Genomic DNA, 12,378 nt, shown 5'->3' on the forward strand with positions numbered 1-12,378 from the left:
TGCGGGGTCAGCGCTTTACCCCGAAGCCCACCTTCAACGCTTCGATGTGCAGGTGGGCCTCAGCCAGCAGCTTCTTGAGCTTGGCGTTCTCGCCCTCGATCTCGCGTAGTCGTGTGGCCTCACTGGCTTGCATGCCGCCGAACTTGGCGCGCCACTTGTAGAAGGTCGCGTCGCTGAAGCCGCCCAGGCGGCACAGTTCCTTGACCGGCATGCCGCCTTCAGCCTGCTTGAGGAACCCGATGATCTGCTCGTCGGTGAATCTGCTCTTCTTCATGTCCGTTCTTCCTCTGAAAACGGACTCTACTAACCTTCTATTGGTACGCCCTATGGGGAGCAGGTCAATCGGCCGCTCCGTGGGGATGAGGCCCACCTCTCCTGGCGGCCTCTCCCGCGCCGCTTTCAACCCCATGCGACCCAGCAAGCCAAATACTCGCCAATCACGATGTGGGCGTAGTTCCCGTGGCCTTGGCCAACCAAATAGCGATAGCGCCCCTCCTGCACATCCAGCCAGCCGTCGGGCATCTGACCTCTTAAAGGCAACGCCCTGAGGAAAGCGCGGGACCCCAGCTCTGGCCAGACCGCCATGGGCCCCGGCTCAGGGCACTCGAAGAATTCGCGGCTCTCGGCCGTCAAGACCGAAAGCGGTGCGATCTCAAAGACATCGGGATCGTCCCGCTCCTGAACGCTGAGCTCGAAATGCAGATGGCCGCGCGCGAGCTTCAGGACCACATTGCGCACGCGATCCATGTCCGGGTGCCAAGTCTTGCCCCCATTTTCGTCGACGGTAACGGTGGACTGAATTTCCGCGGCCAACCTCGGCGTCTTTGAGAGGATCCTTTTGATGTTCTCGCGACGCAGCTCCTTCGGCTCGGTCGACCCGCACATGACGCACTCCAAAAAGCACGCTAGGTATTGCTCGTCCAGCGAAAAGGACTTGTTGCATGCTAAGCAGGCCTCAACCACTGGCAGATTGGGCGGATAGGGCTCGTCCAGCAGAACCTTCGAGGGGCAATGATCCCTCGTATCAGGCATCGTCCCGCAGTAAACGCAAATCCCCGTCAACCGCTCGTCGACGAAAAGCTTTCCTGGGTCTTCCATCATTCCCTCCTTGTGCGCGTCCCGGCCAATCACCGCGGCCTCATTCCCTGCCTCAGGCTTGCGGCGAATTCCCCCGCTCGTACCCGGCGCGCCCACCGCTTTATTCGGTGTGAATCCGGGCATCTACGCCCTGCTGTCCGGTAGATTTGTAACCGCAACAAGACAAACTGGCCGCATCGGCCCCTTGGGAAAACGAGTGCTTGGCAAAGACCAGCGCCTCACCAAGGAGGATGACGACGCGGTCGCCAATCATTTCGCGCTGTGCCTCGCCGATCGGCACTTCTTGGTACGTCATGCGCAATCGACGCCGTCCAACATTCAAGGAATCTCGCGTCCCGGCTCAATCCATGTGTATGTGCCGCGACAGTTTCAGTTGCTTAGCCTCGAAACGAAGATGTCGCGACATGGCTGACATGGCTTGCTGTGATCGGCGGCGTAAGCTGATGCCGGCCAAGTAAAGCTGCAGTGTGCTCGCATCGCCGATGCACTGGTGAATGCGAGCGAGCAGCGCCTCGAAATGCGTCTACCCCTGGCAGTTGAGCGTGGCGGTCTTGCGATGCTGCTGATTGGCAGCATCACACGGAACTCCTGTCGTTCCGCCGTCGGAGCCAAGCGTCAGGCAACCGCAGTTCCTTCGTGCTTGACCTTGAGCTTGGATTTGCTGGCAGAACGAGCTGCCGACTTGCGAGCCACACCGGACGCGCGCGCGCGATGTGGTGTCGATGACTTGGCCAGGGAGCTCAGGCTATCAAGCATGATCACGGTCCCCGCGCCCGTTCTGACAGCCACGGCCAGTTCTCCGCCCATGGCTTCCACGTACTTGCGCAGCGTCGAGAGCAGCAGGTCCGAACGCTTCTCCAGCTGAGCCACGGCGTTTTGTTTGACATTGAGCACTCGCGCCACTTCGTCCTGGGTCTTGACCAATGCCGCGCGGACCTCGGCCAGCGAGTCCGCGTGGCGAACCATCTCTTCGGCCAGGACGCTCGCCTTGCTCTGGATGAGCTTCTGATCCTCAGCAGAAAATTCTTCGATGATGCTTTGCAGAGTGGTGCTCATGGTGATGCCTTCTTCGCCTTGGCGAGCTTCTTCAGGTGGGCGTCAAACCGCTTGTCGGCAGTCTTGATCAGGGTCTTGTAAAACGCTGCCTCGTCCTGCCCCTGCTTATCGCCAGCCACCAGCACATAGGCCTTTCGCTGGGGATCGAAGGCGAAAGCCGCCCGCCAGATCTCCGAGCCGTTGTGGGCCTTGAAGCGCAACTCCTTCATGTTGTCGTGCTTCGAGCCATTGAGCGTGTCGACATGAGGCCGTCCTGTCTTCGGTCCTGCCAGCTCAATGGCCTTGGCAGCAGCAGCCAGTTCGCGGCGTACGTCCAAGTCAAACGCGCGGAACTCCAGCAGGAACTCATCGTGAAAGATGACTTCCCACTTCTCCGAGGGTGCCGGTACAGCAGGTTCGGACGCCGACGACGATTTCTTGGATCTTCCCGCCATAATAATTTTAACGTGATATCACTTTAAAATTATCCCACAAGCAGAGCATGGCTGTCAGAGATCGCGCTGTCAAGACAGGCCCTGCCCGCAGCCTGCTCGACTCAGGACAGAGGATCCCCACCTCGAAGCGACATATTGATGGCAGCAGTCAAAGGCGACATGCATTCCGCATGACGTATTGAGGCAGTGCCTGCGGGCAATGCCTGAGTGAGTCGATCTGCTTAGACGCAGCAAAGACCCGTCGAAGTCTGGCAGTCCGATGAGGCCACCAAAGCACAGGACAACCGTCAGCGATTCCCGCTTCGCCCCTGGCATGCCCCTGAAACGAAACAAGGACCCGAAGGTCCTTGTTTTTACTAGCATTTTTTGGGGTGGCTGATGGGACTCGAACCCACGACGACAGGAATCACAATCCTGGACTCTACCAACTGAGCTACAGCCACCGTAGCCTTGAATTATAGCCGGATAAAACCTCCTCCGGCCATGTTCACTGCATCAATTTTCCGCGGCAGGGGTGCCGTCGCCCGTCGGGCGGGTCACCTTGAACTGGACCTTGAAGCGGTCCTTCAGCAGTTCGTAGTAGGCCATGGCCTCGGCCTGAGCCTCGGCTTCGCCGTACTGCTGTTGCTGCTGGCGCGCCACGACCGGGTCCGAGGGGTCGCGCGGCACGATGCGGTCCACCTTGATGACGGCGTAGCCCTGGGCGCCCAGCGCGGTGCCGGCGAAGGCGGGCAGCGTATCGGCATTCACCTGCAGGGCGGCATCCACCACGGGGCGGGGCTGGCCTTCGGGCTTGTCGCGCGAGACGGTCACGGGGGCGCCCAGGCCGGTGGCGCTGGCCGGAGCGGCCTTCCATGCGGCCAGCCTGGCCTCGCCTTCCTTGCGCGCCAGCTCGGCGGAGCGCCCGGCCACGAAGAGTTCGCGCACGCGGGCCTTCACCTGGTCGAAGGCCGGGGTGGAAGCCGGCGTGTAGGTGGCGATGCGGCCGGCCACCAGGGTGCTGGGCGCGGTCTCGATGGCTTCGGTGTTGCGCTTGTTCTGCACCGAGTCGGAGGCGAACAGCGCTTCCAGGAAGCGGCCGTTGGCCAGCGGGCCCTGGGCGCCGGGGCGCGGCGTGCGCGTCACGTCGCTGGCGGTCTGCACCTTGAGCTTGAGCTTGTCGGCCACGGGCTGCAGGCTGTCGGCCTGCTCGTACACCGTGTTGGAGAACACTTCGGCCAGCTCGGCGTACTTGCGCTGCGCCTGCTGCTGTTTGGCTTCCGTCTCGAGCTTGGCGCGCGATTCCTCGAAGGTCGGCTGCTTCGGCGTCTTGACGTCGTTGAGCTGGATGATGTGGTAGCCGTATTCGCTCTCCACCAGGTCGCTGATGTCGCCCTTCTTCATCGAGAAAGCGGCGTCCTCGAACGGCTTGACCATGTCGCCGCGCTTGAAGAAGCCGAGGTCGCCGCCGGAGGGCGCGGAGCCGGTGTCCTGCGAATTCTTGCGGGCCACCTCGGCGAAGGTGCCGGGCGCCTTGCGCACCTGCTCCAGCAGCGCCTGCGCGCGGGCCCTGGCCTTCTCGCGGTCGGCGGCGGGGGCGTCCTTGGGCGCGTTGATCAGGATGTGGCTGGCGCGGCGCTCCTCCTTGCCGGAGAGGCGCTCCAGGTTTTCCTTGTAGTAGCTGCGCAGGTCGTCCTCGCTCAGCGTGATGCTGGCGCGCACGGCATCCAGATCGAGCACCACGTACTGCACGTCGGCGTGCTCGGGCTGGCTGAATTGCGCCTCGTGGGCCTTGTAGTGGGCCTGGAGTTCGTCGTCGGTCGGCGTGACCTTGGCGGCGAAGTCCTTGGCGTCGAAGCGGGCCATCCGGATTTCGCGGCGCTGGTAGAGCGCGTCCAGCGCGAGGCGCGCCGGCTCCTGGGCCGCGAAGGCGGAGCCCATCACGCCGCCCATTACCTGGCTGAGCGACAGCTCGCGGCGCACATTGTTTTCGAAGCCCTCGGGCGTGAGGCCCTGGGAGCCCACCAGCGCGCGGTAGGCCTCGGCGTCCAGAGAGCCATCGGGGCGCTTGAGCGCGGCGATCGCGGGAATGCCCTGCAGCGTGCGGGCCAGTTGGGCGTCGCTCGTGACCAGGTGCATCTTGACGGCGGCGGCCTGCATCACGCGGTCGCGCACCAGGCGCTCCAGGGTGGCGTAGCGCGCACGGGGCGAATCGAGCAGCCTGGCATCGACCGAGGGCGACTGCGCGCGGATGCGGTCGGTTTCCATCCGGTGCGCGTTGTCCCAGTCGTCCTGGGTGATGTCATGGCCATCCACGCGCGCCACCACGGTGCTCTTGCTGGTGAAGTAGTTCCGGTCGATGCCCACGAGCACAAACGACGGAATGATCAGCAAGAACAGCACGATCATGACGACCTTGGAGTGCTTGCGGATGGATTCGAACATGGTTTCGATCTTTCAATGGCGACAAAAGAAAAGGCGAACTCTCGTTCGCCTTTTGATCGGTGGTGGGTGCTGACGGGGTCGAACCGCCGACCTACGCCTTGTAAGGGCGCCGCTCTACCAACTGAGCTAAGCACCCCACCTTGAACCTTGAGCCTCAGTTGAGGGCATCCTTCAATGCCTTGCCGGGGCGGAACTTCGGAACTTTAGCAGCCTTGATTTTAATCGTATCGCCCGTACGGGGATTGCGGCCCGTGCGCGCAGCGCGCTTGCCCACCGCGAAGGTACCGAAACCGACCAGAGACACCGTGCCGCCCTTCTTCAGGGTCTTCTTGACCGACTCGATCATGGATTCCAGGGCGCGCGCAGCGGCGGCCTTGGAGATGTCGGCGTTGTTAGCAATTTGCTCAATCAGTTCGGACTTGTTCACAAGAAGCCTCTCGGGAAAGGGTGTGGAGGGAATGTCTGGCGCGAATCTGGCCTTCACACGCGCCGGAACAGCCGCTGCAGTGCGGGGTTCGTACGGGGCGAGGGAGGGGCTGGCATGGGGCAGATGCCGCTGTGCCAGATTAAAGCCATCGACTTTCCGAGTGTCAATACAACGGGCCGTTTTGCGACGGCGCAAGCGGTGGATTTTAGCGGCAATTCCAGGGCTGCCAGGCGATGCACTGAGTTTGTGACACGGGCGCCGCACTCGCTATCGCAAGCCCCCATTGACATGAGGCAGGGCCGCCCGGGTCAGCGCTCGACGCGCGCGCGGATCTCCGGCAAAGCCTTCTGCAGGTAATAGACCATGGACCACACGGTGAGCACCGCGGCGAGCCAGATCAGCCACGTGCCCCAGACGCCCGTGTCGATGCCGGCGATGCGCGCGTCGTAGAGCAGGAACGGGATGGCGACCATCTGCACCGTGGTCTTCACCTTGCCCAGCATGTGCACCGCCACGCTGCGGGAGGCGCCGATCTGCGCCATCCACTCGCGCAGGGCGGAGATCGCGATCTCCCGACCGATGATGATGAGCGCCACGAACACGTCGGCGCGCTGCAGGTGCACCAGCACGAGCAGCGATGCACAGACCAGGAACTTGTCCGCCACCGGGTCGAGGAAGGCACCGAAGGACGAGGTCTGGTTGAGCTTGCGCGCCAGGTAGCCGTCGAGCCAGTCGGTAGCGGCGAAGACCACGAACATCACCGTGGCGATGAGGTTGCGCGTGGCCGGCTCCAGCGGCGCGTAGAACACGCCCACGATCAAGGGTATCGCGACGATGCGCGTCCAGGTCATGATGGTGGGGATGGTCAGGAACATGGGTCGATTGTGTCATGCCACCATGACCGCCGCCTGCTCAGCGCAGCGCCCGGTAGATCTCCTGCGCGAGCTCCAGCGAGATGCCGTCCACCGTGGCCAGATCCTCCACGCTGGCCGCCGCCACGCCCCTCACCCCGCCGAAGCGCTGCAGCAGGCGCGCGCGCTTCTTGGGGCCCACGCCGGCGATCTCCTCCAGTTGCCCGCCGCCCACGCGCACCTTGGCGCGCGCGGCGCGCATGCCGGTGATGGCGAAGCGGTGGGCCTCGTCGCGGATCTGCGCGACGAGCATCAGCGCGGCGGAATCGCGGCCGAGGTAGATCTTCTCACGGCCGTCGGCGAAGACGAGTTCCTCCAGCCCGACCTTGCGGCCCTCGCCTTTTTCCACGCCGACGATGCGGGTGAGGTCCAGGCCCAGTTCGGTGAACACCTCGCGCGCCATGCTGACCTGCCCCTTGCCGCCGTCGATCAGCACCAGGTCCGGCAGGCGCGCCTGCCCCGGCGCGGGATCGGCACCGCCGGCCTCGCGCTGCGCCTCCACGACCTTGCTGTAGCGGCGCGTGAGCACCTGCCGCATGGCGGCGTAGTCGTCGCCGCCGGTGATGCCCTCGATCCTGTAGCGCCGGTACTCGCTGCTCTGCATGCGGTGGTGGTGGAACACCACGCACGAGGCCTGCGTGGCCTCGCCCGCGGTGTGCGAGATGTCGAAGCACTCGATGGTGAGCGTCTCCAGATCCTCCATGGGCAGATCCAGCGCCTCGGCCAGCGCGCGCGTGCGTGCCTGCTGGGAGCCCTCTTCCGAGAGCAGCCGCGCGAGCTGGATGTCGGCATTCTTCTGCGCCATCTCCAGCCAGGCGCGGCGCTGCTCGCGCGGCTGGTGCACCGCGCCCACGCGGACGCCCGCCTGCTGCGAGAGCGCCTCCAGCAGCGCGCGGTCCACCGGCTCGCTGGTGACGAGCACGGGGGGCACGGGCACGCCGATGTAGTGCTGGGCGATGAAGGCCTCCAGCACCTGCACCTCCAGCGATCGCTGCGGGGCACGGGGTGCGGCGGGGGACGCCTCCGCTGCGCCTTCCGCTTCGGCCGCGCCATCGGGACCATCGCCATCTTCCAGCTGATACACCGCGGCCGCGTCTTCCACGTGGACGGGAAAGTACGGCCGGTCGCCCAGGTGGCGGCCGCCGCGCACCATGGCGAGGTTGACGCAGGCGCGACCGCCCAGCACCTTCACGGCCAGGATGTCCACGTCCTTGTCCGAGACCGTCTCGATGGCCTGCTGGTGCAGCACGCGCGAAAGCGCCGTGATCTGGTTGCGGATGTCCGCTGCCTGCTCGAACTCCAGCTGCGCGGAATGCTCCATCATGCGCGCCTCCAGGGCCTCCAGCAGTTCCCTGGTCTCGCCGCGCAGCATGGCGTCGGCATTGCACACGTCCAGCGCATACGCTTCGGGAGAGATCAGGTCCACGCAGGGGCCCGAGCAGCGCTTGATCTGGTAGAGCAGGCAGGGGCGCGTGCGGTTGGCGAAGACGGTGTCCTCGCAGGTGCGCAGCCGGAAGACCTTCTGCAGCAGCAGGATGGTTTCCTTCACCGCCCAGGCGCCGGGATAGGGACCGAAGTACCGGTGCCGCTTGTCCACGGACCCGCGGTAGTAGGCCACGCGCGGAAAGCGCTGGCCGGGCTGCTCGCCGGTGCCGTCGCGCGCGGCCACGCCCGTGATCTTCAGGTAGGGATAGCTCTTGTCGTCGCGGAACAGGATGTTGTAGCGCGGATTCAGCGACTTGATGAGGTTGTTTTCCAGCAGCAGCGCCTCGGCCTCGGAGCGCACCACGGTGGTCTCCAGCCGCGCGATCTTGCCAACCATGTGGCCGATGCGCGTGCCGCCATGGGTCTTGGTGAAGTAGCTGGAGACGCGCTTCTTGAGGTTGCGGGCCTTGCCCACGTAGAGCAGCCCGCCCTGGGCGTCGAAATAGCGGTACACGCCCGGCAGGGGCGGCAGCGAGGCCACCTGCGCGAGCAGTTCATCGGAGTGCACATCGGACATGGTGCGTATTGTGGCCGGCACGCACGGCCGCGCCGGGCAGGGCCGTCCGATGGCCCGTGCCGGCGGGGGCTTTGTCCGTCAGCGGCCGCCGTAGGCGCGGCTCACCAGGGCCGCCGCGAGGATCTCGGACGGATCCACCATTGTCCAGCCGGCGGCCTCCGGCGCATCGGGAAGCGCCAGGGGGATCTCCGTGCAGGCCATCACCAGCGGAACGTCGCCGTGCTGCGCGCGCACCGCCTGCCCCACCTTGGCGAACCGGCGACGTGCCAGGGCCATGTCGCCGGCCTTCACGCCGTCGTAGATGCCCTCCATCAGCCATTCCTTCGCCTCGGCGGAAGGCAGCACGCATTCCACGCCGTGCGTGGCGAAGGCCTCGTCGTACAGGCCCATGCCGTAGGTGCCCTGCGTGGCCAGCAGCGCCGCGCGACGGATGCCGCGGCGCTGCAGTTCGGCGGCGGTCTCGCGCGCGATGTGCAGCAGCTCCACGCCGGGCACGCGCTCCTGCAGCGCCGCATGCCAGGCATGCGCGGTATTGCACGACATCGCTGCCGCTCGGGCCCCCACCGCGACCAGCCGCTCCAGCGCCGACACCAGCCCCTCGAGCGGCTGGGGCGCCGCCGGATCGCGCAGTGCCTGCGTGCGGTCCGCCACCGGCACCTGGGCGATCCAGTGCTCGGGAAACGCCTGGTCGCGCACCGGCTGGCCGTGTGCGCGCAGCCATTGCTCCGACGCGCGCACGAACAGGCGCGCGAAATCCACGCCCGCGGCAGGGCCCATGCCGGCCACGATGCCGACGGTCATCGCAGGCACGACGCCAGCGGACGGATTTGCAGTTTCAGTCATCTCGTCATCCCAACAATCACTCGCATAGTGCGCAATCCATGCAACAGGCCCAGCGTCACCCATCAGAAAGAAGGCCGCGGAGCAGGCCACACCAGCAGACGCCGTGGAACCGGCTTCGCCGGGCCACTGGCGTCGTCCCCCTGCCCGCCGTGCACAGCACGGCCAGAAAGGGGCTGAGGCCGTGGCTCCGAGCCTGCCTGCGCAGGCCTGGACGTGCCCGAAGGGCTGCCGCCTCTGGCGGCTGCATGGAAGGCGCGCAGCGCCTCAGGGGGTGTACTCGTCCTCATCTCAACATGCTCGACATGGCCGAAAGGCAGTTGATGATCCGCACGGCCGATTCGGTATCGGGCGCGGTGAACCGCACCGTGTCGGGCGCCGTGCGCTCCAGCGTGGGCCACTGGCAGAACAGGTCGGCCAGCGCCACCGACTGCGCCTCCAGATCCACCGTGACCGGGCCGTCGATGCGGAACGGCCGGGCCTGTCCGGCCCGGGCCGTTGCCCGGGACACGCCTTCCCGGATGGCCGTGCAGGCGCGTTCGGGCGACAGGCTGATGCCGCTGTTGGCGCCCGTGGCGCGCTTGGTCTGCACGAACTGCGCGTGCGGGAACAGGTCCCGCGTCTCCGCGATGAAGGCATCGTCGCCGGACGCGGCGATGACCGGCACACCATAGGCCCCCGCCAGCGCGCCGTAGATGCCGGCCTCGCCCAGCTCGCGCCCGTTGAGCGCGATGCGGGCGAACGCGAAGCTGTTGATGGTGTGGGCCAGGATGCCGTGGGCCCGCGATCTGGCGTGGTAGCCGATGAAGCACACGCCATCCAGGTCCAGTTCCACGCCGGCCACCATGCTCAGGTAGCGCGGCTTGCCCTGGATGGCCTGGGCGCGCGGATCGAGAAGGTCGGGCGGCATGTTGCGGAATCCCCCGTGCGAATCGTTGACGAACACCTCGGCGGCGCCGCCGTCGAACGCTCCGGCGATGGCGGCATTCGCCTCCGCGGCCATGAGACGCCGGGCGCGCTCGTATTCCGGGTTGCCGGCGCGCACCTGCTCGGGGTGGTAGACGCCGGCCACGCCTTCGATATCGACGGAGATGAGGATTTTCATGGGGAACGCTGCACTGGGCGGAAAAGGAAAGGAAAGGAAGGGCGCGGCGGGCTGAGGACGGATGGGTTCAGCCGGCCCGGGCGAGCAGGTCGCGCAGCGCGCGGCGGCGGTGCCCGTCCCTGCCGGTGACGGTTTCCGCATGCCAGAGCGCATGGACGATGGCCTGCTCCACGCTGTCGGCCGCGGCCTGGAACAGCCCGTCGAGCAGGCCCTCGTGCACCATCGCCACGGCCGGCATGGGCTCGTGCGACAGGTGCGGCAGGGTGTAGGCGGTCGAGAACGCCAGGGCGATGTCGCCGCTGCCGTGGCCATAGACCGAGCCCGTGCGCGCCAGGCCCGCAGCGGCCCGCCAGGCCAGGCGGCGCAGCTGGCGCGCGTCCAGCGGCGCATCGGTGGCGAGCACCATGATGATGGAGCCCTTCTCCACGGCACGGGCAGCCACCTGCTCCTCGGCATGGAGCGCGGTGGCCAGCGCCGCGCCGGCAGGCGTTCCGCCCCAGACCAGGTTCGGCAGCAGGCCGTAGTTGGCGAGCACCAGCGCTCCCACCGTGCAGGTATCGCCGCCGTGCAGGGGCACGCGGCGCGACGCGGTGCCCACGCCGCCCTTGCACTGGAAGCTGGACATGCCCCGCCCCGCGCCCACCGCACCCTGGGCCACCTGCACGCCCGCGCCGTCGCAGGCCGCGCGGTAGTGGCTCTCGCCGACGGCCATGCGCTGGATGTCGTTCAGGTAGCCGTCGTTGCACTCCAGCACCAGCGGATTGACGGTGGGCAGCGCGCGCCCGGTCTCTGGGTTGGCGCGCACGCAGTCGCGGATCTGCGCCTGCGCCAGCGCACCGACGGAGAAGGTATTGGTGAGCGCGATCGGCGTCTCTAGCTGGCCCAGCTCTTCCAGTTGCACCAGGCCCGTGCTCTTGCCGAAGCCGTTGATGACCGCCGCACCGGCCGGCACCTTGTGGCGGTACGGATCCTGCGCGTGGGGATGGATCACCGTCACGCCGGTCTGCACCGGACCATCGTCCAGCGTGGCATGGCCGACGGTGATGCCGGCCACGTCCGTGATCGCGTCCAGGGGGCCGGCATCCAGCAGGCCGATGCGCGGCGGCGCCGTGGCGGTGAGTTCGCGCACGCTCATGTCTGCCGGTCGATCTTGGGGTCCAGCGCGTCGCGCAGGCCGTCGCCCAGCAGGTTGAAGGCCAGCACCGTGAGGAAGATGGCCAGGCTCGGGAACAGCGCCACGTGCGGCGCATTCACCATGTCGGCACGCGCCTCGTTCAGCATGGCGCCCCACTCCGGCGTCGGCGGTTGCGCGCCCATGCCCAGGAACGACAGGCTGGCCGCCGTGATGATCGAGGTGCCCACGCGCATCGTGAAGTACACGACGATCGAGGAGATGGTGCCCGGCAGGATGTGCCGCACGATGATGGTCCAGTCCGAGGCGCCGATGCTGCGCGCGGACTCGATGTAGGTCATCTGCTTGAGCACCAGCGTGTTGCCGCGCACCAGCCGCGCGAAGGCCGGCACGCTGAACACCGCCACGGCCACGACCACGTTGGTCATGCTGCTGCCCAGGATGGCGACCACGCCCAGCGCCAGCAGGATGCCGGGGAAGGCGAACAGCACGTCGGAGATGCGCATCACGATGCGGTCCCACCAGCCTTCGTAATAGCCGGCGAGCAGGCCCAGCGTGGTGCCGATCAGGCAGCCGATCGCCACCGAGAGGAAGCCCGCGGCCAGCGAGATGCGCGCGCCCATCAGGATGCGGCTGAAGATGTCGCGGCCCAGCGGATCGACGCCGAACCAGTGCATGGCCGAGGGGCCGTCGTTGATCCGGTCGTAGTCGAAAAAGTTCTCCGCGTCGAACGGCACGATCACCGGGGCCAGCACGGCCACGGCGACGAGCAGCACGACGAACACCAGCGCGGCCATGGCCACGTGCTGCTTCTTGAACTTGCGCCAGAACTCGCGCCAGGGCGTGCGCACCGTGGAGGCGCCGGCGGCGGGGGCCACCGAGGCCGCCGCGAGCTGGGCGGCGTCGGGCGGCGTGGGAATGGAGGGCGTGGTCATACCGGGTCTTCGTC

Annotated in this window: 12 protein-coding genes, 2 tRNA genes and 1 pseudogene; all 15 read right to left on the reverse strand. The window is 66.6% G+C overall.

Features of this window, described 5'->3' with window-relative positions; translation table 11 throughout:
- Nucleotides 1–13: 13 nt before the first annotated feature.
- Nucleotides 14–274, reverse strand: a pseudogene (locus BLR05_RS22505) (transposase); the annotation flags it as partial.
- Between the two features lie 125 nt (nucleotides 275–399).
- Complete coding sequence (locus BLR05_RS22510) at nucleotides 400–1,221, reverse strand: hypothetical protein (RefSeq protein ID WP_208606052.1); 822 nt, start codon at nucleotides 1,219–1,221, stop codon at nucleotides 400–402.
- Complete coding sequence (locus BLR05_RS22515) at nucleotides 1,199–1,393, reverse strand: hypothetical protein (RefSeq protein ID WP_092839224.1); 195 nt, start codon at nucleotides 1,391–1,393, stop codon at nucleotides 1,199–1,201. The genes BLR05_RS22510 and BLR05_RS22515 overlap by 23 nt, the downstream gene beginning before the upstream one ends.
- A gap of 320 nt (nucleotides 1,394–1,713) precedes the next feature.
- Complete coding sequence (locus tag BLR05_RS22520) at nucleotides 1,714–2,154, reverse strand: helix-turn-helix domain-containing protein (RefSeq protein WP_007858653.1); 441 nt, start codon at nucleotides 2,152–2,154, stop codon at nucleotides 1,714–1,716.
- Complete coding sequence (locus BLR05_RS22525; protein ID WP_092839227.1) at nucleotides 2,151–2,588, reverse strand: type II toxin-antitoxin system RelE/ParE family toxin; 438 nt, start codon at nucleotides 2,586–2,588, stop codon at nucleotides 2,151–2,153. The genes BLR05_RS22520 and BLR05_RS22525 overlap by 4 nt, the downstream gene beginning before the upstream one ends.
- Before the next feature lie 367 nt (nucleotides 2,589–2,955).
- Nucleotides 2,956–3,031 (reverse strand) — tRNA-His (locus BLR05_RS22530).
- Between the two features lie 52 nt (nucleotides 3,032–3,083).
- On the reverse strand, nucleotides 3,084–5,012 hold the full coding sequence (locus BLR05_RS22535) for a SurA N-terminal domain-containing protein (RefSeq protein ID WP_092839230.1): 1,929 nt from the start codon (nucleotides 5,010–5,012) through the stop codon (nucleotides 3,084–3,086).
- 60 nt (nucleotides 5,013–5,072) lie between these two features.
- Nucleotides 5,073–5,148, reverse strand: a tRNA-Val gene (locus BLR05_RS22540).
- An 18-nt stretch (nucleotides 5,149–5,166) separates the two neighbouring features.
- Nucleotides 5,167–5,439, reverse strand: a complete 273-nt coding sequence (locus tag BLR05_RS22545) for an HU family DNA-binding protein (protein WP_092839233.1) — start codon at nucleotides 5,437–5,439, stop codon at nucleotides 5,167–5,169.
- Nucleotides 5,440–5,747: 308 nt separating this feature from the next.
- Nucleotides 5,748–6,314, reverse strand: coding sequence for a CDP-diacylglycerol--glycerol-3-phosphate 3-phosphatidyltransferase (gene pgsA / locus BLR05_RS22550; RefSeq protein ID WP_092839236.1), 567 nt, complete (start codon nucleotides 6,312–6,314; stop codon nucleotides 5,748–5,750).
- Between the two features lie 37 nt (nucleotides 6,315–6,351).
- A complete protein-coding gene (uvrC, locus tag BLR05_RS22555; RefSeq protein ID WP_092839239.1) occupies nucleotides 6,352–8,352 on the reverse strand; it encodes an excinuclease ABC subunit UvrC in 2,001 nt (666 codons plus the stop codon).
- A gap of 78 nt (nucleotides 8,353–8,430) precedes the next feature.
- Nucleotides 8,431–9,195, reverse strand: coding sequence for an aspartate/glutamate racemase family protein (locus BLR05_RS22560; protein WP_192883893.1), 765 nt, complete (start codon nucleotides 9,193–9,195; stop codon nucleotides 8,431–8,433).
- Nucleotides 9,196–9,478: 283 nt separating this feature from the next.
- On the reverse strand, nucleotides 9,479–10,297 hold the full coding sequence (locus tag BLR05_RS22565; RefSeq protein ID WP_092839245.1) for a M55 family metallopeptidase: 819 nt from the start codon (nucleotides 10,295–10,297) through the stop codon (nucleotides 9,479–9,481).
- A 67-nt stretch (nucleotides 10,298–10,364) separates the two neighbouring features.
- A complete protein-coding gene (locus tag BLR05_RS22570; RefSeq protein ID WP_092839248.1) occupies nucleotides 10,365–11,432 on the reverse strand; it encodes a DmpA family aminopeptidase in 1,068 nt (355 codons plus the stop codon).
- Nucleotides 11,429–12,364: a glutathione ABC transporter permease GsiD gene (gsiD, locus tag BLR05_RS22575; protein ID WP_092839251.1), complete on the reverse strand. Its 936-nt coding sequence runs from the start codon at nucleotides 12,362–12,364 to the stop codon at nucleotides 11,429–11,431. Before gsiD ends, BLR05_RS22570 begins: the two co-directional genes overlap by 4 nt.
- Between the last annotated feature and the right edge of the window lie 14 nt (nucleotides 12,365–12,378).

This window comes from Paracidovorax cattleyae (assembly GCF_900104515.1).
Lineage (GTDB): Bacteria > Pseudomonadota > Gammaproteobacteria > Burkholderiales > Burkholderiaceae_C > Paracidovorax > Paracidovorax cattleyae.